The organism is Kitasatospora sp. NPDC054939, from assembly GCF_053610105.1.
In genome coordinates this window covers 1-22,507 of record NZ_JBSGXP010000055.1, presented here as the reverse complement: position 1 = coordinate 22,507, position 22,507 = coordinate 1, and the positions used below count along the sequence as shown (strand labels likewise).

20 protein-coding genes and 2 tRNA genes are annotated in these 22,507 nt (G+C 74.6%); 12 read left to right on the top strand and 10 right to left on the bottom strand.

Going from position 1 to position 22,507, the window contains the following annotated elements; all coding sequences use genetic code 11:
* Window positions 1-102: 102 nt before the first annotated feature.
* From ACWGB8_RS17835 to ACWGB8_RS17825, 3 genes are all read left to right on the top strand, one after another.
* Complete coding sequence (locus tag ACWGB8_RS17835; RefSeq protein ID WP_452214435.1) at window positions 103-900, top strand: carbon-nitrogen family hydrolase; 798 nt, start codon at window positions 103-105, stop codon at window positions 898-900.
* A gap of 141 nt (window positions 901-1,041) precedes the next feature.
* On the top strand, window positions 1,042-2,148 hold the full coding sequence (locus tag ACWGB8_RS17830; protein WP_452214434.1) for a GntR family transcriptional regulator: 1,107 nt from the start codon (window positions 1,042-1,044) through the stop codon (window positions 2,146-2,148).
* A 125-nt stretch (window positions 2,149-2,273) separates the two neighbouring features.
* Window positions 2,274-2,921, top strand: coding sequence for a hypothetical protein (locus ACWGB8_RS17825; RefSeq protein WP_452214433.1), 648 nt, complete (start codon window positions 2,274-2,276; stop codon window positions 2,919-2,921).
* 111 nt (window positions 2,922-3,032) lie between these two features.
* Here the strand turns inward: ACWGB8_RS17825 and ACWGB8_RS17820 are convergent, their stop codons facing one another.
* On the bottom strand, window positions 3,033-3,821 hold the full coding sequence (locus ACWGB8_RS17820) for an SLATT domain-containing protein (RefSeq protein WP_452214432.1): 789 nt from the start codon (window positions 3,819-3,821) through the stop codon (window positions 3,033-3,035).
* A gap of 513 nt (window positions 3,822-4,334) precedes the next feature.
* Between ACWGB8_RS17820 and purD the strand changes: the two genes are divergently transcribed.
* From purD to ACWGB8_RS17800, 4 genes are all read left to right on the top strand, one after another.
* The gene (gene purD, locus ACWGB8_RS17815) at window positions 4,335-5,582 is read left to right on the top strand and encodes a phosphoribosylamine--glycine ligase (RefSeq protein WP_452214431.1); all 1,248 of its coding nucleotides are present in this window, start codon (window positions 4,335-4,337) and stop codon (window positions 5,580-5,582) included.
* A gap of 569 nt (window positions 5,583-6,151) precedes the next feature.
* Entirely contained in the window at window positions 6,152-7,705 is a 1,554-nt protein-coding gene (locus ACWGB8_RS17810) for a hypothetical protein (RefSeq protein ID WP_452214430.1), read from the top strand.
* 246 nt (window positions 7,706-7,951) lie between these two features.
* Window positions 7,952-9,493, top strand: a complete 1,542-nt coding sequence (locus ACWGB8_RS17805) for a N,N-dimethylformamidase beta subunit family domain-containing protein (RefSeq protein WP_452214429.1) — start codon at window positions 7,952-7,954, stop codon at window positions 9,491-9,493.
* A 109-nt stretch (window positions 9,494-9,602) separates the two neighbouring features.
* Window positions 9,603-10,502: a phosphoribosylaminoimidazolesuccinocarboxamide synthase gene (locus tag ACWGB8_RS17800; protein WP_452214428.1), complete on the top strand. Its 900-nt coding sequence runs from the start codon at window positions 9,603-9,605 to the stop codon at window positions 10,500-10,502.
* A 45-nt stretch (window positions 10,503-10,547) separates the two neighbouring features.
* Here ACWGB8_RS17800 and ACWGB8_RS17795 read toward each other — a convergent pair whose 3' ends face one another.
* The 7 genes from ACWGB8_RS17795 to ACWGB8_RS17765 form a co-directional block, all read right to left on the bottom strand.
* Window positions 10,548-11,168, bottom strand: coding sequence for a response regulator (locus ACWGB8_RS17795; protein ID WP_452214427.1), 621 nt, complete (start codon window positions 11,166-11,168; stop codon window positions 10,548-10,550).
* Between the two features lie 74 nt (window positions 11,169-11,242).
* Window positions 11,243-12,505: a sensor histidine kinase gene (locus ACWGB8_RS17790; protein ID WP_452214426.1), complete on the bottom strand. Its 1,263-nt coding sequence runs from the start codon at window positions 12,503-12,505 to the stop codon at window positions 11,243-11,245.
* Between the two features lie 187 nt (window positions 12,506-12,692).
* Window positions 12,693-13,535, bottom strand: a complete 843-nt coding sequence (locus tag ACWGB8_RS17785) for an ABC transporter permease (protein WP_452214425.1) — start codon at window positions 13,533-13,535, stop codon at window positions 12,693-12,695.
* Window positions 13,532-14,539, bottom strand: coding sequence for an ABC transporter ATP-binding protein (locus ACWGB8_RS17780; protein ID WP_452214424.1), 1,008 nt, complete (start codon window positions 14,537-14,539; stop codon window positions 13,532-13,534). The genes ACWGB8_RS17785 and ACWGB8_RS17780 overlap by 4 nt, the downstream gene beginning before the upstream one ends.
* A 222-nt stretch (window positions 14,540-14,761) precedes the next feature.
* Window positions 14,762-14,837, bottom strand: a tRNA-Gly gene (locus tag ACWGB8_RS17775).
* A gap of 40 nt (window positions 14,838-14,877) precedes the next feature.
* Window positions 14,878-14,950: transfer RNA gene (locus ACWGB8_RS17770), tRNA-Gly, on the bottom strand.
* Window positions 14,951-15,093: 143 nt separating this feature from the next.
* Window positions 15,094-15,411 (bottom strand): histone-like nucleoid-structuring protein Lsr2, encoded by a 318-nt coding sequence (locus tag ACWGB8_RS17765; RefSeq protein ID WP_452214423.1) that lies wholly within the window; start codon window positions 15,409-15,411, stop codon window positions 15,094-15,096.
* A 466-nt stretch (window positions 15,412-15,877) separates the two neighbouring features.
* Between ACWGB8_RS17765 and purS the strand changes: the two genes are divergently transcribed.
* From purS to ACWGB8_RS17745, 4 genes are all read left to right on the top strand, one after another.
* Entirely contained in the window at window positions 15,878-16,132 is a 255-nt protein-coding gene (purS, locus tag ACWGB8_RS17760; protein ID WP_033250393.1) for a phosphoribosylformylglycinamidine synthase subunit PurS, read from the top strand.
* Window positions 16,129-16,806, top strand: a complete 678-nt coding sequence (purQ, locus tag ACWGB8_RS17755) for a phosphoribosylformylglycinamidine synthase subunit PurQ (RefSeq protein ID WP_452214422.1) — start codon at window positions 16,129-16,131, stop codon at window positions 16,804-16,806. Before purS ends, purQ begins: the two co-directional genes overlap by 4 nt.
* Window positions 16,806-19,061 carry a phosphoribosylformylglycinamidine synthase subunit PurL gene (purL, locus tag ACWGB8_RS17750; protein WP_452214421.1) on the top strand — a complete coding sequence of 752 codons (2,256 nt, stop codon included), beginning with the start codon at window positions 16,806-16,808 and terminating at the stop codon, window positions 19,059-19,061. The genes purQ and purL overlap by 1 nt, the downstream gene beginning before the upstream one ends.
* A gap of 65 nt (window positions 19,062-19,126) precedes the next feature.
* Window positions 19,127-19,954, top strand: a complete 828-nt coding sequence (locus ACWGB8_RS17745; protein WP_452214420.1) for a sterol carrier family protein — start codon at window positions 19,127-19,129, stop codon at window positions 19,952-19,954.
* 18 nt (window positions 19,955-19,972) lie between these two features.
* Here the strand turns inward: ACWGB8_RS17745 and ACWGB8_RS17740 are convergent, their stop codons facing one another.
* Both ACWGB8_RS17740 and ACWGB8_RS17735 read right to left on the bottom strand, forming a co-directional pair.
* Window positions 19,973-20,677, bottom strand: coding sequence for a hypothetical protein (locus tag ACWGB8_RS17740; RefSeq protein WP_452214419.1), 705 nt, complete (start codon window positions 20,675-20,677; stop codon window positions 19,973-19,975).
* A 132-nt stretch (window positions 20,678-20,809) separates the two neighbouring features.
* A complete protein-coding gene (locus tag ACWGB8_RS17735; RefSeq protein ID WP_452214418.1) occupies window positions 20,810-21,598 on the bottom strand; it encodes a DUF3152 domain-containing protein in 789 nt (262 codons plus the stop codon).
* 437 nt (window positions 21,599-22,035) lie between these two features.
* Between ACWGB8_RS17735 and ACWGB8_RS17730 the strand changes: the two genes are divergently transcribed.
* Entirely contained in the window at window positions 22,036-22,455 is a 420-nt protein-coding gene (locus ACWGB8_RS17730) for a DUF3151 domain-containing protein (protein ID WP_452214417.1), read from the top strand.
* Window positions 22,456-22,507: the final 52 nt, after the last annotated feature.

The following is a 22,507-nucleotide window of genomic DNA, read 5'->3' as shown; positions in this document are numbered from 1 at the left end:
GCTTCCGGGCGGATGCGCTAGTCGCACGTTACGCTGCCCGATGAGAGCAGGGCAGCGCTTTCGGGTGACGATCGTAGGACTCTTGCCGTGGACGGTGGTACTGTGCGCGCTTCATTGATCCAACTCGCGGTCTCCGACACCGAGCCGCCGGCCGAGCGCAGGGCCCGCGCAGCCGCGCTGGTACGGGCCCAGCAGGGCGCCGACCTGGTGGTCCTGCCGGAGCTCTGGCCGCTCGGCGGTTTCGCGTACGACCTCTGGTCGGACGGCGCCGAGGCGCTGGACGGGCCGACCTCCGACGCCATGGCGGCCGCCGCGAAGGCCGCCGGGGTCTGGCTGCACGCCGGCTCGATCGTGGAGCGCGACCCGGACGGGCCGATCTACAACACCTCGCTGCTGTTCGCCCCGGACGGCGAGCTGGTGCACACCTACCGCAAGATCCACCGCTTCGGCTTCGACAGCGGCGAGGCGGTGGTGATGGGCGCCGGCCGGGAGATCGTCACGGCGGCCACCGACTTCGGCACGCTGGGCCTGGCCACCTGCTACGACCTGCGGTTCCCCGAGCTGTTCCGGGCCCTGCTGGACGCCGGCGCGCAGCTGCTGGTCGTCCCGGCGGCCTGGCCGGAGCGGCGGCGCGAGCACTGGACGCTGCTGGCCCGGGCCCGCGCGGTGGAGGAGCAGGCGTACGTACTGGCCTGCAACACCGCGGGGACGCACGGCGGGGTCGAGCAGGCCGGGCACAGCCTGGTGGTCGACCCGTGGGGCCGGGTGCTGGCCGCGGCGGGGGCGGGCGAGGAGGTGCTCAGCGTGGAGTTCGACCCGGCCGAGGTGGCGAAGGCCCGCGAAGAGTTCCCGGTGCTGCGCGACCGCCTGCTGGGCATTCCGGTGCCCGCCCAGCGCTGATCCGCGGCGGCCGGCCGAGGTCGGCGACGGTGATTCTTCTCTCGCCCTGGTCTGCACCAAGGCCTGGTTTGAGAAGATGAGCCGCCGTCGTGTTTTCGGCCGGGACCAGGCCGGCCCAGCCAGCCCGAGGAGGTCGCGCGCATGTCCGGCACCGGCGCAGGCGGCACCCGCCCCGTCATCCAGCGCAACAGCCTGCGCGAGCAGATCGCCGGGGCGCTGCGCGAGGAGATGATGGCCGGGCGACTGGCCGCGGGCCGCAACTTCACCGTGAAGGAGATCGCCGAGCTGTACGGCGTCTCCGCGACCCCCGCCCGCGAGGCGCTGGTCGACCTCGCCGCCCAGGGCCTGCTCCGGGCCGAGCACCACCGCGGCTTCACGGTGCCCGAGTTCGGCTGGGACGACTTCCTGGAGATCTTCGAGACCCGGGTCCTGATCACCGACGCCTTCTTCCGCCAGCTCACCCTGCGCCCGGAGCTGCCGGACGCCACCCGGCTGCCCTCGCTGCGCCGCCGCGCCGACGCGGCGGTCCGGGCCGCCCGGGCGGGCAACCTGGACGTGATGGTGGGCTGCGACCGGCGGTTCTGGCAGGGGGTCGCCGGGCTGACCGGCAACCGCCGGATCGCCGACCACCTGGACTGGCTGCGGGTGCAGTCCTGGATGTACGCCGCGCCGCTGCTGCGCGCGATGCCGCTGGCGGGGGTCTGCTGGACCGGGCACCTCGACCTCGTGGACGCGATCGAGGCGCGGGACGCGGCGACCGCGAAGCGGATCCTGGACGAGTACAACCTGTTCACCGCGCAGCTGCTGGCCGAGCTCTCGGGGGAGCCGCTGGAGTCGGTGGGCGTCCTGCCGCTGCTCACCGAACCGCCCGCCCCGGCCGCTGAACCGGTGACCACGGCCGAACCGGCCGCCCCGGGTGCCGAACCGCCCGTGCCTGTGCCGACAGAACCGCCCGTGCCGCCCGCCGAACTGCCCGTGCCGACCGTGCCGACCGAACCGACCGCCGCCGGGCCCGTCCGGGAGGGCGACGGGACGGAGCGCGGGGCGGCCGCCGGGGAGGCGCGCGCCGATGCGCGCCGGGGCGGGTACCCGGAGCTGCGGCGGAGCACCACGTTCGGGCTGGGCCTCGGGCTGGTGCCGCAGCCGCGCTCCGTCCCGTTCGGGCGCTTCGCGGGCCGGCCGGCCGACCCCGTCGCCGAGCCCGGACCAGGGGCTCGGCCCGACCCGTACGGCACTCCGGGCCGGTAGGGTGGGCGATCGTCGCCCCGGCCGGTCGTCGCAGTGCCCGACCGCCCGGCCCGGAGCCGACCCCGACCGTCCGTCGCCCGCCCGCGCGGGGGCGATCCCCGCCGCCTGAGAGGAAGAGCCGGCCCATGGCCTGCGACCTCTGGCTCGTCCCGCTGGTGGACGTGCTGACCCACAGCCCCGACAACCCGTTCCGGGACGACCTCGCGCTGTACAACGAGGCCCTGGCCGCCCGCGGCTTGCCCGAGGTGCCGGTGTACCAGTTCGTACCGGGGCTCAGCGGGGCGGTCGAGCCGATAGCCGGGTTCGACTACGACTCGCTGCACCTCCTGCGCCGCGCCTACCTGTTGGGCCTCACCGGGCTGGACATCACCCCGGTCGACGCGCTCGGCGGCGACTACGAGCAGCTGCTGGAGATGTTCGAGAGCACCGCCGAGCAGTCCCATCTGGTCTGGCACTTCGACCACGCGGGCGCGTACGTGCCGATCGAGTTCGCGGTGCCGCTGGTGGACGACACCCTGCTCGCCTCGGGCGGCCCGCTGGGCTCCAGCTTCGGGCTGCTGCGCGAACTGCAGGCGGTGGCACCGGCGATCGGCATCGACCCGGCGAACCCGCCGGCCCCGACCAGGCCGCTCGGGCCGACCGGTCTGGAGCAGCCGTTCGGGCCGCCGCTGGACGACCTGCACCCCTTCGCCCGCGAGCGGCACGCCTGGGCCGGCCTCTGGGCGGCGGGGACCCGCAGCCTGAGCCAGGGCTCGATGGTGGTCTTCGCCTGACGTCCGGCCCCGACCGCACGACCCGGCCCGGCCGCCCCCGGCGACCGGCCGGGCGCCGCGGGACCCCGGACCGCCGGACGGGCCCGGCCCAGCGGGCTCAGTACAGCGGGCTCAGCGGAGCGGGCCCTCCGGCGGGCGCTGGCGCGGCATGGTGGGCCGGGTGCCCGGCGGCGGCAGGATCCGCACCTGGGCGCCGACCCCGGTCTCGGTGCGCCCGCCCCAGGTGCCCGGCGTCTGGGTGGGCAGCTGGGTCATCCCGGCGCGGAACTCCAGCATCCACTCCGAGGTCTCGCTGCGGACCATGTCCGAGACGTCCTCGCAGAACCGCCGCAGCACGCCCAGGCAGCGCTCGGCGGCCTCGCCCGCGGTGCCCTCGGTGGGGCCGAGCACCTCGCGCACGCACTCCGAGGCCCAGTCGAACTGGAAGGCCTCCAGGCGGCGTTGCAGTGCCTGCGCGGTGGAGACGTCCCGCATCCAGCCGGAGGTGAGGCCGAACACCCGGTCCGCGCCGAAGCAGGCGGCGGAGAGCGCCAGGCCGACGTACCCCCAGCTGGTGGCGTGCACGACGGTGCCGGTCAGGTCGACCAGCGGGGCGGTCACCCCGCCGACCGCGAAGCCGGCCGCGCCGAAGCGCAGCAGCCGGGCCCAGCGGCGCTTCCAGATCCGGTCGCGGCGGTACCAGTCGATGGCCTCCACCGCCCGCTCCTCGGACCAGCGGTAGAGCTCCTCCAGCCGTTCGGCGGGCTCGCCCCAGTCCCCGAGCGGGAACTGGCGTGCGCTCAGGTCGGTACGGCGGCGGGTGGACGCCCGGCCCGCGGCGGCGACGGCGGCGGGCTGGTCCTCCTCGCCGACCTCCTTGCCCCAGGGACTCTCCTCGGGCTGCATTTCCGGCTGGCTCACCTGTGGGGCTCCCTGTGGCGGGCGGACTGCTGCGGTCTTGCCACCGGACCCGGCCTGGCTGGACCGGCCCCGGACTGACGGTGCGTCGCGCGGGTGCCTCCTCGGTCCGACGGACCGTGAAACTTTAGGCGACGCATCGGACGTACGACGCCCACGGGTGAGTGTGGGCACCCGTAGGTTCGCGTACCGGCGGGGTGCCGGGACTTGTCCAACAGCACTTCTTACCGCCAAATGGCTGACCGTGGGGGCGCTTCGCCAATGATCGTTACCGGAATCCGCCACCGGATGCCGAGGTGAGCGGGTTGCGGCGGCCGGCGGGATTTCACCCGTCCGAGCGAGCCCCCGGTGACCCGCCGTTCTGACCCGGGCACCCTGCGCCCCGCCCGGAGGCCGTCGGCTCGTAGGTTCCTCCAAGTAGATGCCCCGTACGGGTGCGAGGTCTGGAGCTTCCCACCATGTCACCCCGTGGACCGGCGAGCAGCGCGAACCGGCCACCGGCTACCCTTGCCAAGCGTGAAGGTCCTCGTCATCGGCGGCGGCGCCCGCGAACACGCCCTGTGCCGCTCTCTGTCCCAAGATCCCGCCGTCACCGAGCTGCACTGCGCCCCGGGCAACGCCGGGATCGCGCAGGTGGCGACGGTCCACCCGGTCGACCAGCTGGACGGCGCGCAGGTCGCGGCGCTCGCCCGGCAGCTCGGCGCCGAGCTGGTCGTGGTCGGCCCGGAGGCCCCGCTGGTCGCGGGCGTCGCCGACGCCGTGCGCGCGGCCGGCATCCCGGTCTTCGGCCCGTCCGCCGAGGCCGCGCAGCTGGAGGGCTCCAAGGCCTTCGCCAAGGACGTCATGGCCGGCGCCGGCGTCCCGACCGCCCGCTCCTACGTCTGCACCGACGCCGCCGAGGCCGCCGAGGCGCTGGACGCCTTCGGCGCCCCGTACGTGGTCAAGGACGACGGCCTGGCGGCCGGCAAGGGCGTCGTGGTCACCTCCGACCGCGCGGCCGCGCTGGACCACGCCGCCTCCTGCGACCGCGTGGTCATCGAGGAGTACCTGGACGGCCCCGAGGTCTCGCTGTTCGCCGTCACCGACGGCACCACCGTGCTCCCGCTGCAGCCCGCACAGGACTTCAAGCGCGCGCTGGACGGCGACGAGGGCCCGAACACCGGCGGCATGGGCGCGTACTCGCCGCTGCCCTGGGCCCCCGAGGGCCTGGTCCAGGAGGTCCTGGACACCGTGCTGCAGCCGACCGTGGACGAGCTGCGCCGCCGCGGCACCCCCTTCTCCGGCCTGCTCTACGCCGGTCTCGCGCTCACCTCGCGCGGCACCCGGGTGATCGAGTTCAACGCCCGCTTCGGCGACCCGGAGACCCAGGTCGTGCTGGCCCGGCTGCGCACCCCGCTGGCCGGCGTGCTGCACGCCGCCGCCACCGGCACGCTCGGCCAGCTGGAGCCGCTGCGCTGGGACGAGGGCGCCGCGGTCACCGTGGTGATCGCCTCCGAGGGCTACCCGGCGGCGCCGCGCACCGGCGACCCGATCGAGGGCCTGGCCGAGGCCGAGGCCGACGGCGCCGCGTACGTGCTGCACGCCGGCACCAGGACGGGCGAGGACGGCGAGGTGCTGAGCGCCGGCGGCCGGGTGCTGTCCGTGACCGCGGGCGGCGCCGACCTGGCCGAGGCCCGGACCCGCGCCTACGCGGCGGTCGGCCGGATCTCGCTCAAGGGCGGCCAGCACCGCACCGACATCGCGGCGAAGGCCGCCGCCAGCTAGGCGGGGCCTAGGCCGGTCGTCCGGGCGCGGCCGCCGGCGGCGCCCGGGGAACACCCGTTCGGGGCGCTGTGCCGGGAGGACACTCCCATGGCACAGCGCCCCGCGGCGTTTCCACGGTCGGAGCGGGCCGGGTGGCCGACGCGCCGTTCGGCGGCCGGAATCAACCCATCGAGTGATACCGCCCGCATCCGGCTGACGTAACCGCGCCCCCGGCCTTATGGTGCGCTGGATCGCAGGGTGACGGGTCGGGCCGTCGTGCCCGCCGCCGGGTGGCGGCGGACGCACGGGGGGATGCTGGACAGCGTCCGGCCGCAGCGCTGCACGCCGGGCTGCCCATGCACGGGGTCCGGATGCGGACGTCCGGAATGCGGGCGGCGTCACCGGGACGAGTGGTAACCGGGGCGATCCGGAACACCCACCCGTACGCGGGCGTCAGAACTGTCAGAAGCGCCACGCAGCATGCACTACCGGGATCGGACGCCGCCGATTCCCGGTCGGAACTGATCGTTTCGAGCCGGTTCAGGCCCATCGCCGGGTATCTGGGGGCTCCGAAGGGGGTGCCGCACCGTATGGCCGCTGTCGACACCGCGCGCGCTCATGCCCAGGCGGTCCTGCGGATCCGGGGCCGTGCCCTGGCCCTCGCCGCGCTGCCCGCCGCCACCGCGGTGGTGCTGCTGGCCGGCCGGCTCACCGGACGCATCGGCGCGCCCGGCGCCCCCGACGCCTCCGCCTGGGACGCCGTCCGCTGGACGGTCTGCGCGGTCGCCGCCGCCACCCTGCTGCTCGCCCGGCAGGTCGTCCGGGCGCACCGCAGGGCCGTCCCGCCGCAGACCCCGGTCGTGCCGCTGGGGCGGGCCGAGGCGCCCGAGCTCTACCGGATGATCGACGAGCTGGCCGACCGCCTGGAGGTCCCCGCGCCCTCCGCCGTCGCCCTCACCCCGGACTGCGACAGCTGGCTGGAGGACGTGCCCGCGCCCCCGGGCCACCGCCCGCACACCGAGCAGCCCGCCCCCGTCCTGGTGATCGGCTCGCCGTTCCTCTGGTGGATGCGGGCCGGCGAGCTGCGCGCCCTGCTCGCCCCGGTGCTCGCCGGGACGGCCGCCGCCGCCGACCCCGAGATCGCCGCCGCCCGCCGCTTCCTGCGCAGCCTCGACGCCAGCCTGGACACCGGCGGCACCACCGGCGCCCCGGTCGGGGCGGTCGCCGCCCCGCGCCCGCCCCGCCGCGGTCCGGCCGCCCTGGTCGACCGGATCACCCGCCGGCTGCTGTCCGCCTGCCGCGAGCACTCCGCCGAACTCGAACGGGCCGTCGCCGGCTGGGCCTCCGAGCAGGCCAGGACGGTCGACTACGGCCTGCGGATCGCCGCCCAGGAGCAGGTCGGCCTCGCCTACGCCGGCTGGGACCGGCTGCTCACCCGGGTCGCCCTGCCCGCCTGGCGGCTCGGCCGGCTGCCCGCCCACCTCAACGCCGGGGTGGTCTCCGCCCTCACCGAGCTGTCCCGCCGCGACCGGCTCGCCGACGGCTACGGCACCCGGCTCGGCGACCGCCCGGCCTGCGACCTGCTGGAGGAGCCCGGCGAGGTCGACCGGGCCGTCTCGCTGCTCGCCGCCGACCTGTTCTTCGGCCGCCCCGACGCCGGCGGCTGGCACGAGCTCGACTGGGCCGACTACCCCGCCGAGGTGGTCGACGCCGGCTGGCGGGCCCGCGCCGCGGCCCTGCAGAGCGCCCTGGACCGGCGGGCCCCGCAGTCCCGCCCCGGCGCCCCCACCCTGACCCGGCTGCTCGCCCGGCTCGCCGAGGACGACGGCGAGCAGCTGGCCGCCGCACTCACCGCCGAACTGGCCCGCAGCACCGCCCCCGCCCCGCTGCTGGAGCCCGCCCGCACCGGCCGGGACGTCCTGGTCGACCACGTCACCGCGATGGTCTGCTGTGCCGCCGTCGACACCGCCGGCGCCACCCCCGGCCTGGACTGGCTGGACGGGCCGGTGCTGGTCCTCGGCGGCGTGCGGCGCGGCGACCTCTCCGGCCCGGTCGCCGACGCCGTCGAGCAGGGCGACGACGGGCCGCTGCGCGCCTGGCTGGACGCCGCGGACGTCCGGCTGGAGAAGCCCGTGCGGCTCTGACCGGCGCGGCCGGGCCGCCCCGCGGACCCGGCCGGAGGGCGCTCGCCACCCCCGCTCGCGCCCCCGGTTCGCCGGCCCCCGCCAGGTCTTCGCAGGCCGGAGGCCGTGTTCCGGTTCGCCCGGGGGAGCGGCCGCCACGAGTTGCCACCGTTGAGTGACGCAGCGCCAGCACGGTGTGGTGTATTAGTCCGCACGCACATCCGGGAGGCACGTGCCATCCCGGCGGAGGGCCTCTGGGAGGGGCGTGTGGGGACGGAACTCAACCGCCGCTGGGAGTCCGGCACGTACGCGCACGGCGTCTCCGACCCCTTCGGGCAGGGCCCGCTGCCCTGGCTGCGCGGACCCGATCAGTACCTGGAGGGCGCCGGCGGCGCCGTCCCCTGGTACGTCTCGCTGGACGCCCCCGGACAGCAGCCGCTGGCCGCCGCGGCCCGCAGCCGCTCCGCCGTCGGCTCCCCGCGCGGCGCCAACGACGTCGACCAGCAGATCAAGGGCTTCGCCTCGGGCGGCGTGGTCCGCCCGGGCGGCTCGGTCGACTTCCGGGTCACCGTCAACCCGCCCCGCGAGTTCACCGTCGACGTCTACCGGATCGGCCACTACGGCGGCGACGGCGCCCACCACATGACGTCCAGCCCGATGATCGCCGGGATGGTGCAGCCCGCCCCGATGGTCGCCGGGCGGACCGTCTCCTGCCACCACTGGTGGCACACCTGGCGGCTGCAGATCCCCACCCACTGGCGGCCCGGAGCCTACGTCGCCGTCCTCACCACCGCGGACATGCTGCACCGCAGCCACATCCCGTTCACCGTCCGGGACTTCGAGGACCGGCTGCAGACCTCCGAACTGCTCCTGGTGATCCCCGACGTCACCTGGCAGGCGTACAACCTCTTCCCCGAGGACGGCCGCACCGGCGCCAGCCTCTACCACGCCTGGGACGGCACCGGTCGGCTGCTCGGCGAACCCGACGCCGCCGTGACCGTCTCCTTCGACCGCCCGCACGCCGGAGCCGGACTGCCGCTGCACGTCGGCCACGCCTACGACTTCGTCCGCTGGGCCGAGCGCTACGGCTACGACCTCTCCTACGCCACCGCCTCCGACCTGCACGCCGGACTGGTCGACCCGTCCCGGCACCGCGCGCTGATCTTCCCCGGCCACGACGAGTACTGGTCCGAGCCGATGCGCCGGGCCGCCGAACGGGCCCGCGACGGCGGCACCTCACTGGTCTTCCTCTCCGCCAACACCATGTACTGGCGGGTCGAGCTCTCCCCGGCCGCCAACGGCGAGCCCGACCGGCTGCTCAACTGCCGCAAGCGCCGGAAGGTCCCGGCCGGCAGCCCGGCCGCCGGGGTCGCCGGCACCGCCAGCGCCCTGTGGCGCGACGCCGGCGAGCCCGAGCAGCACCTCCTCGGACTGCAGTACTCCGGGCGGGTCGCCGCGCCCGTCCCGCTGGTCGCCCGGCACACCGGGCACTGGCTCTGGGAGGGCACCGGCGTTCAGGAGGGCGACGAACTGCCCGGGCTGGTCGCCGGCGAGGCCGACCGCTACTACCCGAAGGTCGCGCTGCCCGAGTACACCGAGCGGGTCCTGCTCGCCCACTCCCCGTACCTCGACCCGCAGGGGCGGCTGCGCCACCAGGAGACCTCGCTCTACCGGGCCCCCAGCGGCGCGTACGTCTTCGCCTCCGGCACCTTCGCCTGGTCGCCGGCGCTCGACCGGCCCGGGCACACCGACGACCGCATCCAGCAGGCCACCGCCAACCTGCTGGACCGGCTCTGCAAGAGCGGTTGAGCGGCGGGCGTCGGAGGGGGCCGCGGGCGTTCGTGAAAGACTCGGAGGCAGTGACCTCCCCTTTCGCGCCCCACACGCCCGCGAACCACCCCTGAGGACTGAGACGACCTTGAGCGGATTTGTCACCAAGCCCGAGCCGGTCCAGGTACCCGGCCTGGTCCACCTGCACACCGGCAAGGTGCGCGACCTCTACCGCGCCGCGTCGGGCGACCTGGTGATGGTCGCCAGCGACCGCACCTCCGCCCACGACTGGGTGCTGCCGAACGAGATCCCCGACAAGGGCCGCATCCTCACCCAGCTCTCGCTGTGGTGGTTCGAGCGGATCGCCGACCTGGTGCCCAACCACGTCGTCTCCACCGAGGTCCCGGCCGGCGCCCCCGCCGACTGGAAGGGCCGCACCCTGATCTGCCGCAGCCTCGACATGATCCCCGTCGAGTGCGTCGCCCGCGGCTACCTGGCCGGCTCCGGCCTCGCCGAGTACAAGGCCGACCGCACCGTCTGCGGCATCGCGCTGCCCGAGGGCCTGGAGGACGGCTCCGAGCTGCCCGCCCCGATCTACACCCCGGCCCTCAAGGCCGACGTCGGCGACCACGACGAGAACGTCCCCTACGAGGAGACCGCCCGCCGGATCGGCGCCGAGCTGGCCGCCCGGCTCCGCCGGACCACCCTCGACGTCTACTCCCGGGCCCGGGACATCGCCCGCGAGCGCGGCCTGATCCTCGCCGACACCAAGTTCGAGTTCGGCCTGCTCGACGGCGAGCTCGTCATCGGCGACGAGGTGCTCACCCCCGACTCCTCCCGCTACTGGCCCGCCGACCAGTGGCAGCCCGGCCGTGCGCAGCCGTCCTTCGACAAGCAGCTCATCCGCGACTGGCTCACCTCGCCCGCCTCCGGCTGGGACCGCACCAGCGAGGAGCCGCCGCCCGCCCTGCCCGACGAGATCGTCGAGCTGAGCCGCGCCAAGTACATCGAGGCGTACGAGCGGCTGACCGGCACCGGCTGGGTCTGACCCGCCCGCGCCCGCGGGCACGGCGGCGGCGGACCCCCCGGGGTCTCAGATCCAGCCGTGCTCGCGGGCGATCCGCACCGCCGCGTGGCGGTTCTCGGCGCCCAGCTTGGTGACCGCCGAGGAGAGGTAGTTGCGGACGGTGCCCTGCGAGAGCGACGCCCGCTCGGCGATCTCCGCGATCGAGGTGCCGTCCGCCGCCAGCTCCAGCACGTCCGTCTCGCGCGGCGTCAGCGGCGTCTCGCCGGCACTGATCGCGTCCGCGGCCAGCTCCGGATCCACGTACCGGCCGCCCGCCCGGACCGTCCGGATGATCCCGGCCAGGTCCGCCGCCGACACCGTCTTCGGCAGGAAGCCCCGCACCCCCACCTCCAGCGCCCGCTTGAGGTAGCCCGGGCGGCCGTGGCCGGTGACGATCATCGCGCGGCAGTCCGGCAGCAGCAGCCGCAGTTCGGTCGCCACCTCGATCCCGTCCATCCCCGGCATCTGCAGGTCCAGCACCGCGATGTCCGGACGGTGCGCCTTGGCCATCGCCACCGCCTCCGGGCCGGACGCCGCCTCGGCGACCACGGTGATGTCCTCCTCCAGGGAGAGCAGCGCGGCCATCGCGCCCCGGATCAGGTGCTCGTCGTCGGCGAGCAGGACGCGGACGGTGGCGGTGTCGGTCATCGGGCCCTCCCGGGCGGTGGCGGGTCGGATTCGGTTCGTCGGCGCCGGGGCGGCCCGGCGCAGCGCCGGGTGGGTCAGGCCGACGGCACCGGGACGGTGGCGAGCAGCTTGAAGCTACCCGGTGCGGCGTCGGGCACCGCCAGCTCCCCGTCGTGCGCGGCCAGCCGCTCGCGCAGCCCGCGCAGACCCGTGCCGCCGCCCTGGGACGGCAGCCGGACCGCCGGCACCCCGTCGTTCTCCAGCTCCAGCACCACGCGGTCCGGCTCCAGGCGCAGCCGGATCGTGCAGCGGGCCGCCTCGCTGTGCCGCAGCACGTTGGTGGTCGCCTCGCGGATCACCCAGCCCAGCACCGACTGCACCTGCTGCGGCAGCCCGTCCGCCTGGTCGCCCAGATCGATCTCGCAGGCCACGTCCGCCGCCCGGAGCACCGCGCGGGCCCCGATCGCCTCGGCGTGCAGATCCGCCGTCCGGTAGCCGCGCACCACGTCGCGCACCTCGCGCTGGGACTCCTGGGCGATCCGCTGCACCTCGGTCATCTGGTCCGCGGACGCCTCCGGACGGCCCCGGCGGGCCAGCTGGACGGCCAGCTCGCTCTTCAGCGCGATGGTGGTGAGGTTGCGGCCCATCACGTCGTGCAGGTCGCGGGAGAAGCGCAGCCGCTCCTCGGCGACCGCCAGCTGCGACTGCGCCTCGCGGGCGGCGTCCAGCTCCCACACCACCGACTGCAGCCAGGCGAAGCTGCGGCAGCTGGAACCGATGAACGCCATGACGATCAGCGACCCGACCACCAGACCGGCGGAGGTCGCCGCGTCGATGCCGGTCAGCAGGAACGCGGGGAACACCAGCACCAGACCGCCGGCGGCGGCCAGCGAGGCGGCCCGGACGGACAGGCCGACGCTCGCCGCGCCGAGGGCCGAGGCCAGCATGGAGGAGGACAGCGCGGTGCCGGGCGGCAGGGCGTCCGGGACGTCCGCGGCGTGCGGGCCGAACAGCAGCACCGCCCAGCTGCCCGCCACGGCGACCGCACCGGCGGCGGCGAGCCGGCGCAGGTGGTCGCTCGGGCGCTTCAGGTAGTGGTCCAGCGCGGAGCGGTACGCGCGGATGTTCATGACGGTCGCGGCGAGGGCGATGACGACGGAGACCTGGGGGAAGGCGGGGGCGGAGTCGCCGTGCTCGGTACTGGCGGCGACGCCCAGCAGGGCGGTCGGGACCAGCATCAGCGCCATCAGGTAGAGCGACCACCGGAGGTACAGCTCGGTGCGCTGGGGCTTGCCGAAGCCCCGCCACCGTCGGACCGGCCGCAGCACGTTCATCTCGTTCGTCCCCCGTTCGCTCATGATCTTGCTGCGGTCTTCCTATCAGGAGGGCGGCGGGTGCGGAACCGCCGATGTGCGGGGTGGCCTCGGGTGGGGCGGGTGCGCTGCGTGCGGGCGGTGGGGCGGTGCCGGGCCGGGCGGGTGCGCCGGGAACGGGGGAGGCGGCCCGTGGGGTGCGGGCCGGCCTCGGGGTGGTGCGGGGTGCCGGTCAGCGGCGGGGCTCCCAGCGGAACCAGCGGAGGGTGGCCCAGACGGCGAGGGCGAGCCAGACGCCGCCGGTGAGCAGGTGCGGGGCGGCGGTGGACCAGGTGCCCGCGAAGCCGGTGGCGGCGGCCGAGCCGTCGGTGCCGAACCAGCCGAGGCGGATCAGCTGGAAGGCCGGGGTGGTGGGCAGCAGGCGGCAGATGTCGGCCATCCGGTCGGGCATGACCTCCAGCGGCACCAGCAGACCGGAGCCGAACTGGGAGACCAGCAGGACGGGCATGGTGGTGATGCCGGCGCTCTCGACGGTCTTGGTGAAGGCGCTGGAGAGGGCGGCCAGGGCGATGAAGACGCCGACGCCGAGGGTCAGGCCGGCGACCATCAGCAGTGGGTTGACCGGCGCGGAGAGGTCCAGCGCCACGGCGCCGCCGACGCCGATCACGGTGCACATGGCCAGCGCCAGCCCGACCGAGGGCACCGCGGTGCCGGCCAGGATCTCCAGGTCGCGGGCCTCGCCGGTGCGCAGGCGCTTGAGCACCAGCTCGCCCCGGCGGGCCACGTACGCGGCGGTGAGGTTGTAGTAGACGACGAAGGCCAGCACCATCCCGAGGGTGCCGTTGACCAGGGCGGAGTCGACGTCCAGGCCGGGGGTGTGCTTGGCCTGCTCGCCGAGCATGTTCTTCAGGCCGACGAGCAGCAGGAGGGGCAGCAGCAGCGCGGTGGTCAGCGCGGTGCGGTTGCGCAGCAGCAGCGTGGCCTCGGCGCGGCCGAGGGCGAGCAGGCGGCGGACGGTGGTGGAGGGGGCGCCGGGCCGGGCGGCGGACTGCGGGGCGGTGGTGGCGGTGGTCATCGGGCGAGTCCGATCAGGCGGCGGCGGGCGGTGGGGGCGGCGGGGGTCTCGGCGGGCGGCTGCTGGGCGGCCTCGGAGGCGATGGCGAGGAACGCCTCCTCCAGTGAGGCGCTGCGGGCGTCTAGGGCGCCGAGCGCGATGCCGTGGTGGTTGGCCCAGCCGAGCAGGTCGGTGAGGGTGGCCTGGAGCTGCGGGGTCTTCACGGTGATCCGGCGGCCGTCGGCGGTGACCTCGGTGCCGTCCAGCGGCGGGAGCGCGGTGCCGGCGTACTCGGGGAGTTCGAAGGTGATCCGGGACGGGCGGCCGGCGATGACCTCGGAGACCGTGCCGGCGGCGACGATCTGTCCGCGGTGCATGATGGCCAGTCGGTCGGCCAGCTCCTCGGCCTCCTCCAGGTAGTGCGTGGTGAGCAGCACCGTGGTGCCCTGGGCGCGCAGTTCGCGGACCAGGCGCCAGACGGCGGCGCGGGCCTCCGGGTCGAGGCCGGTGCTGGGCTCGTCCAGGAACAGCACCTCGGGGCGGCCGAGCAGCGCCATGGCGAGGTCGAGGCGGCGACGCTCGCCGCCGGAGAGCTGCTTGACCCGGACGTTGCGGCGGTCGAGCAGGTTGACCAGGTCCAGGGCCTCGTCGACCGGGCGGGCGCCGCTGGTGAGGCCGGACCAGGTGCGGCCCGTCTCGGCGACGGTGAGGTCGCCGGGGAAGCCGCCCTCCTGCAGCATGATGCCGATCCGCGGGCGGACGACGGCGCGCTCGCGGTACGGGTCGTGGCCGAGGACGCCGACCCGGCCGCCGGTGGGGGCGGCGAGGCCCTCGATGAGCTCCATGGTGGAGGTCTTGCCGGCCCCGTTGGTCCCCAGCAGGGCGAAGAGCTCGCCGCGGCGGACGGTGAGGTCGAGGCCGCGGACCGCGTCGTAACCGCCGGTGCCGGCCGGGCCGTACCGGCGCTGCAGGTCGGTGACCTCGATCACGGTGTCCGCGGGGGAGTGGGGCTGGCTCTTTTCCATGTCCCAAGCCTCCCGTCGGACGGGCCGCGCGGGCAGTGTGCGCCGTCATGAGAACCGGGTGCACATCCACGGGTCGGCGGTGACAAATGTCATGGCCGGTGGGCGGGGCTTTCGCGGCCCGCTTTCGGGACGGCGGCGCCGGTGCCGGAGCGGTGGAACGTCGTACCGGAAGGAGTGCCGGAATACGCCGGAGGCCCCCTCGATCGAGGGGGCCTCCGGTACTGGAGCGGACGACGAGATTCGAACTCGCGACCCTCACCTTGGCAAGGTGATGCTCTACCAACTGAGCCACGTCCGCAGGATGGAACTATTGAGTTGTGCTGTGCTCGCGCACTGCGAGCGGACGACGAGATTCGAACTCGCGACCCTCACCTTGGCAAGGTGATGCTCTACCAACTGAGCCACGTCCGCCTGGTGCCCGGTGGGACACCCGCCGCCTCTTCGGATCTCTCCGTTGCGGCGACGAGGAATACTCTACCCCATCGATCGGGGTGGTCGCCCCACCCTTTCGGTCGGGTGGGGCGACCGCTCGCCGGCGGGGCCGGGGAGGCGGGTCAGTTCGCCTCGGCGAAGGCCTCGTAGACCGACTTGGGGATGCGGCCCCGGGCGGGCAGCTCCATGCCGTGCGACTGGGCCCAGGCCCGGACGGCGGCGGGGTCCGGCGTGAGCGCGGTGCGGCGGAAGGACTTCCCGGCGCGGCTCTGGCGGCGGCCGGCCGCGACGAACGGGGCGAGGGCCTCCCGAAGCTTTTCCGCGTTGTCCTGGGACAGGTCGATCTCGTACGACTTCCCGTCGACGCCGAAGTGGACGGTTTCCGCGGCGGCGCCGCCGTCCAGGTCGTCGGAGAGCGTGACGACTACACGCTGAGCCATGGGTGTCAATCCTCTCGGGCAATTCGGCCGCGGGGCGCGGGGATGCGCGGTCGGGGCCTGTTGTGCACCTCGTCGCGCAAGCGCATACGGGCAGGCGGAGGGCCGACCGGATACGCAGCACTTGCCGCAGCAGGTGGCCCTATTCTGCACCCGAAGCGGGTCGAAATCGAAGAGTCCGGCATTCTTTTCCGGATATTCACGTGTCTTCGCCGGACTGCCGGATACCGGTGGAGCGGTTGGCCGATCTGTCCGGTGTGCCGGTATTCGGGCGTTCTTCGGGTGCTCTTGATCGGGGCGCCGAATGCGGCGAAATGGGGCGGCCGGGCAGGGGGTGGGAGGGCCCGGAACCCTTGCGGCGTAAGGGTCGCAGGTCTACGCGCGTCGCTCGGCCCGGCCAGCAAAGCCGCCCGAAACCCCCGGTAGTCTGGAGTTCCCCCGCCTCACGAAGACACCACCGGGAGTGCCAGTGGCACGCGTCGTAGTCGACGTCATGCTCAAGCCGGAGATCCTCGACCCCCAGGGACAGGCGGTGCAGCGTGCACTGCCCCGCCTCGGATTCGCCGGGATCGCCGACGTCCGCCAGGGCAAGCGTTTCGAGCTGGAGCTGGAGGGCCCGGTCGACGACGCCGCGCTCGCCCGCATCCGCGAAGCCGCCGAGACCTTCCTCGCCAACACCGTGATCGAGGACTTCACCGTCCGCGTCGAGGAGGAGGGCAAGTGACCACCCGAGTCGGCGTCGTCACTTTCCCCGGATCCCTCGACGACCGCGACGCCCAGCGCGCGGTCCGCCTGGCCGGCGCGGAGCCGGTCGCCCTCTGGCACCGTGACAAGGATCTCCACCAGGTCGACGCCGTCGTCCTGCCCGGCGGATTCAGTTACGGCGACTATCTGCGCTGCGGTGCGATCTCGCGCTTCTCGCCGGTCATGGAGACCGTCATCGAGCAGGCCAGGCTCGGAATGCCGGTTCTCGGTATCTGCAACGGCTTCCAGGTGCTCTGCGAATCGCACCTGCTGCCCGGCGCGCTCACCCGCAACGACTCGCTGCACTTCATCTGCCGCGACCAGAAGCTGCGGATCGAGAACGCCGGCACCGCCTGGACCCGGGATTACTCGGCCGGCCAGGAAATCGTCGTCCCGCTGAAGAACGGCGAGGGCCGCTTCGTCGCCGACGCGCACGTCCTCGACGAGCTGGAGGCGGAGGGCCGGGTGGTCGCCCGTTACGTGGACGTCAACCCGAACGGTTCGTACCGTGACATCGCCGGCATCACCAACGCCGCCGGCAATGTCGTCGGCCTGATGCCGCACCCGGAGCACGCCGTGGAGCCGCTCACCGGCCCGACCACCGAGGGCCTGGGCTTCTTCACTTCCGTACTGAAGCAGCTGGTGAACGCCTGATGTCCCTGGACACCGTCAAGAACGCCGAGCAGACCCCGGACGCCGCCCAGCCCTGGGCCGAACTGGGCCTGAAGGAAGACGAGTACGCGCGGATCCGCGAGATCCTGGGCCGCCGCCCCACCGGCGCCGAGCTCGCGATGTACTCGGTGATGTGGTCGGAGCACTGCTCCTACAAGAGCTCCAAGGTCCACCTCAAGCAGTTCGGCGAGAAGGCCCCGGAGAACGACGCGATGCTCGTCGGCATCGGCGAGAACGCCGGTGTGGTCGACGTCGGCCAGGGCTACGCGGTCACCTTCAAGGTCGAGTCGCACAACCACCCGTCGTACATCGAGCCCTACCAGGGTGCGGCCACCGGCATCGGCGGCATCGTGCGCGACATCCTCGCCATGGGCGCCCGCCCGGTCGCCGTGATGGACCCGCTGCGCTTCGGTGCGGCCGACCACCCGGACACCCGGCGCGTGCTGCCCGGCATCGTCGCGGGCATCGGCGGCTACGGCAACTGCCTGGGCCTGCCGAACATCGGCGGCGAGGTCGTCTTCGACTCCTGCTACCAGGGCAACCCGCTGGTCAACGCGCTCTGCGTGGGCGTCATGAAGCATGAGGACATCCACCTCGCCAAGGCCTCCGGCCCCGGCAACAAGGTCATCCTGTACGGCGCCCGCACCGGCGGCGACGGCATCGGCGGCGTCTCCGTGCTCGCCTCGGAGACCTTCGACGCCACCGGCCCGGCCAAGCGGCCCGCCGTCCAGGTCGGCGACCCCTTCCAGGAGAAGCTCCTCATCGAGTGCACCCTGGAGATCTTCAAGGAGGACCTGGTCGCGGGCATCCAGGACCTCGGCGGCGCCGGCCTGTCCTGCGCCACCTCGGAGCTGGCCTCGGCCGGTACCGGCGGCATGCGGATCGAGCTCGACACCGTCCCGCTGCGCGACAACACGCTCTCGCCCGAGGAGATCCTCATGAGCGAGTCGCAGGAGCGCATGTGCGCCATCGTCGAGCCCGGCAAGGTCGACCGCTTCCTGGAGATCTGCGAGAAGTGGGACGTCATCGCCACCGTCATCGGTGAGGTGACCGACGGCGAGCGGCTGGAGATCTTCTGGCACGGCGAGCAGGTCGTCGACGTGCCGCCGCGCACCGTCGCCCACGAGGGCCCGACCTACCAGCGCCCCTTCGCCCGCCCGAGCTGGCAGGACGCGCTGCAGGCCGACGCCCCGACCGGCGAGCGCCTGGCCCGGCCGCAGACCGGTGCCGAGCTGAAGGCCGACCTGCTCAAGGTCGCCGCGCACCCGAACCAGGCCTCCAAGTCCTGGATCACCGACCAGTACGACCGCTACGTGCTCGGCAACACCGTGCTCTCGGTCGGCGAGGACTCGGGCATGATCCGGATCGACGAGGAGACGAACCTCGGCGTCTCGGTCGCCACCGACGGCAACGGCCGCTACACCAAGCTGGACCCGTACACCGGCGCCCAGCTGGCCCTCGCCGAGGCGTACCGCAACGTCGCGGCCGGCGGTGCCAAGCCGCTCGCCGTCTCCGACTGCCTCAACTTCGGCTCCCCCGAGGACCCGGACGTGATGTGGCAGTTCGCCGAGGCCACCCGCGGCCTGGCCGACGCCTGCCAGGTGCTCGGCACCCCGGTCACCGGCGGCAACGTCTCGCTGTACAACCAGACCGGCGAGACCGCCATCCACCCGACCCCCGTGGTCGCGGTGCTCGGCGTGATCGACGACGTCACCCGCCGCACCCCGGTCGGCTTCGCCGAGGAGGGCCAGCTGCTCTACCTGCTGGGCGACACCGCGGACGAGCTCGGCGGCTCGGCCTGGTCGCAGGTGGTCCACGAGCACCTCGGCGGCCTGCCGCCCGTGGTCGACCTGGAGCGCGAGCGGCTGCTCGGCGACATCCTGATCGCCGCCTCGCGCGACGGCATGATCGACGCCGCGCACGACCTGTCCGACGGCGGTCTCGGCCAGGCGCTGGTCGAGAGCTGCCTCAAGGGCGGCCACGGGGCCCGGATCATCGTGCCCGAGGGCCAGGACCCGTTCGTGTTCCTGTTCTCCGAGTCGGCGGGTCGCGCGGTCGTCGCGGTGCCGCGCAGCGAGGAGCTCCGGTTCAACGACATGTGCACCGCGCGTGGCCTGCCGGCCGCCCGCATCGGTGTCGTCGACGGCGAATCCCTGGACGTCCAGGGCCAGTTCGAGGTCACCCTGGCCGAGCTGAAGGACGCCCACACCGGCGTCATCGAGGCTCTGCTGGCCTGACGCACGGCTGCCGAGGGGTGGACGGTTCGCTCGAACCGTCCACCCCTCGGCGTATGTTGGGGCCCATGCCTGCCAAGTCCCGTACGTACCGGCCCGAGAAGGTGCGCGCCGCGCTGGCCGCGCAGACCGAGGCACTGCGCGGAGCCGTCCGCGCCCTGTGCGCCCGCCCGGACGCCGAGGAACTGCTCGCCCGGCCGACCCGGCTGGGGGAGTGGACGGTGCGCGAGCTGGTCGCCCACCTGGCGGTCCAGATCGACTGGGTGCCCGCCCACCTGGACGACCCGCAGCAGGGCCGGGCCGCCCTGGACCTGCCGAACTGGGTGGGGGCGGTCGCCGCCATCGCACCGCTGCTCGACGCACAGGCGCGGGAGGCGGCCGACGGGGAGTTCGCCGGGGGGCCGGCCGAGGTGGCCGCCGCCTTCGACCGGGCCGCCGACGCGCTGCTCGCCCTCCTGGACGGGCCCGCCGCCGCCGACCCGCTGCGGCGGTTCGAGATCCGGCTGGGGTCGATGCCGCTCTCCGACATGCTGGTGACCCGCCTGGTGGAGACCGTCGTGCACGCCGACGACCTGGCCGAGGCGCTCGGCGGGGCCGGCTTCCCGCACGACCGGCAGGCCCTCGCCGCGGTCACCCGGCTGCTGGCCGACGCCCTCGCGGTCAAGGCCCCGGGCGGGGCGGTCGAGCTGCGGGTGCCGCCGTACGCGGTGGTCCAGGCCGTCGAGGGGCCCCGGCACACCCGCGGCACCCCGCCGAACGTGGTCGAGACCGACCCGCTGACCTGGATCCGGCTGGCCACCGGCCGCACCGACTGGGCGCGGGAGCTGGCCGCCCACGCGGTCACGGCCAGTGGCGAGCGCAGCGACCTGGGGCCCCACCTGCCGCTCCTGGGCTGACCGGAGCGGGCGGCGGCGCTACGGGCGGAGTTGGCCGACGAGCTGTTCGGCGGCCTTCCGCAGGGCCTCGCCGCGCAGGGCCCTGCCCTTGGCGTCCAGCGTCTGCGCCCGCTCGGTGGCGGACAGGGCGAGGTCGCCCCCGCCGGCGACCGGGATCCGGGCGATCGCCGCGCGCCCCTCGCCGGGGGTCAGCCGGACCGTCCCGGGGGCCTGCCGCTCCGCGGCGAAGGCGGTGAGCTGCTCGCCGCTGAGCCGGTCGGCGGACTGCAGCTGCGGGAGCAGTAGGTTGACCGCCGGCCCCTCCACCGGCACGGCCACCAGCTGAACCTCGAAGGCGCTGGAGCCGACGGTGAAGTAGCAGGTGACCTCGCTGACCGCCGGCCGGGCCGGGACGGTGGGCAGCGGCGGCGTGCGCGAGGCGCCGTCCGGGAAGGCCGAGGCCGGGCGGGCCGCCGCGAGGTGCGTCCGCACCGCGGGGCCGCCGTCGGAGCCCGGGGTGACGCCCCGTTCGTCGCCGGCCGCCCGGAGGGCCGCGGCGAGGTCGATGCCGAACGGGCAGGGGCCGTTCCCGCCGGTGGCCCCGACGGTGGCGGTGAACCCGTCGTAGGAGAGTTTCGGGCTGCCGCCCGCCGGGGCGTCGGAGGAGGTGCAGGCCGCCGTGCCGAGCAGCAGCCCGGCGGCCGCCGCGAGGGCGGCACGCCCCTTCGTACGATCACGTGTCATGGCGTCAGCCTAGGGCGCGGCCGGCAATTCCCGCCGGGCACAAGGCTTTTGTGTACGACCGCTCCCGCGATGACCGCTCCCGCCAGGACCGCTCCCGCCAGGACCGCTCCCGCCGGGACCGGGCCCGGCGGGTCACTCCACCGAAGGTCCGCCGATGTACTTCCCCTCCGCGGTGTACGGCCAGGCGTTGGGGGTGCAGCCCTTGAGGCCGTAGATCTGCTGCATCATGGCGGGCGCGGGCTTGCCGGGGGCGGGGCAGGCCTCGTGGCCGTGGCCGATCCGGTGGCCCACCTCGTGGTTGACGATCAGTGCCCGGTACTCCTCGATCGGGCCGCTGAACTGCGGCGAGCCGGTGTTCCAGCGCTTGACGTTGACCAGCACCTGGTTGCCGACGTTGCAGTTGACCTCGCCGTGGGTGTCGAGGCCGGCGGCGCCGCAGATCTTGTCCACGGTCGCCGGTGAGGCGATCTTCACGGTGAAGTTGTAGCTGCCGGTGGCGACCAGCTGGAAGCCGTTCCTGCCGTCGTTGGTCCAGCCGCGTTTGTCGGCCAGGATCGCGTGGACCTGGGCGGCGGCGTCCGCGGGGTCGATGCCGATGCCGTCCTCGACCTCGACCCGGTAGCGGCGGACGTTGCCCTTGCCGACCGCGGCGCCGGCGCCGGGGGCGATCGCGAAGGTGCCCTTGCCGGCGGCGGGGCCAGGGTCGGGGGCGGTCGTGGTCGGCGTGGCGGCGGGGGCCGGTGTGCTCGGCGGTGCGGGGCTCGGCGGCGGGGTGGTCGCGGCCGGGCCGGTGCGGGTCTCGGCGGGCGGCGCGAGCCGGCCCTGGGCGGTGGGGCCGCCGCCCGGTTCGGCGGCGGGGCGGTTGAGTGCGAAGACCGTGCCGCCGAGCACGGCCAGCGAGGCGGTCAGCGCGATCAGCATTCCCGGTCCGAGGCGGCGGCGCGGGCGGCGTCGGCGGCGTCCGCCGGCGGCACGGGGGCGCCCGGGGGCTCCGGAGCGGGCGGTTCCGCGGCCACGGCCGGCGCGGCGGGCGGGTCGGGCTGGGGGCACGTCGTGGGCTTCCTGGTCGGCCTGTCGGGGCCCACGAACCGCTCGAACATCCGTCTGTGCGCCCCCCTTCGCGCACCCACCCTGGCACGTGCGGCGATCGGCTGTCCATATACCCGGTATGCAGGGACTGCTACAGAACTGCCACAACGCCCGCACCCCGGCTGCCCGAGGGGGCGCCGGGGAGGGGGGCGGGTCCGCTCGTCGCGGCGGGCTTCAGGCGACGGCGGCTGCCGTCAGGGCGAGCGCCGGGACCGCCGCCCCGGCCGGGCTCGGTTGACCTGTGGGTCGCGAGTGGCAGACTGCACTCCATGGCGATTCACAAGAACCTTCTCGACGGCCCGGAGCCGACCCTCCTCCCGGAGGACGAGCAGCCGTACAGGATGCTGGCCGAGCAGTCCGCCTCGCCGACCCAGGTGGCCGCCGACTTCCCGACCTTCTGCCTGGCCTGGGCGATGCTCGCGGACGACGCGTACGCGGCCGGCCGGTACGTCGAGTCCTACGCCTACGCCCGGACCGGCTACCACCGTGGCCTGGACGCGCTGCGCCGCAACGGCTGGAAGGGCCACGGGCCGGTGCCGTGGGAGCACCGCGGCAACCGAGGCTTCCTGCGCTGCCTGGCGGCCCTGGCCCGGGCGGCCGGTGCGATCAAGGAGACCGAGGAGGAGGCCCGCTGCTGGCAGTTCCTCCGGGACAGCAGCGCCGAGGCGTACGCCGAGCTCAAGCCGTAGCCCGCAGCACGACCCGCGGACGACGCGTGCCCCCCGGTGATGACCACCGGGG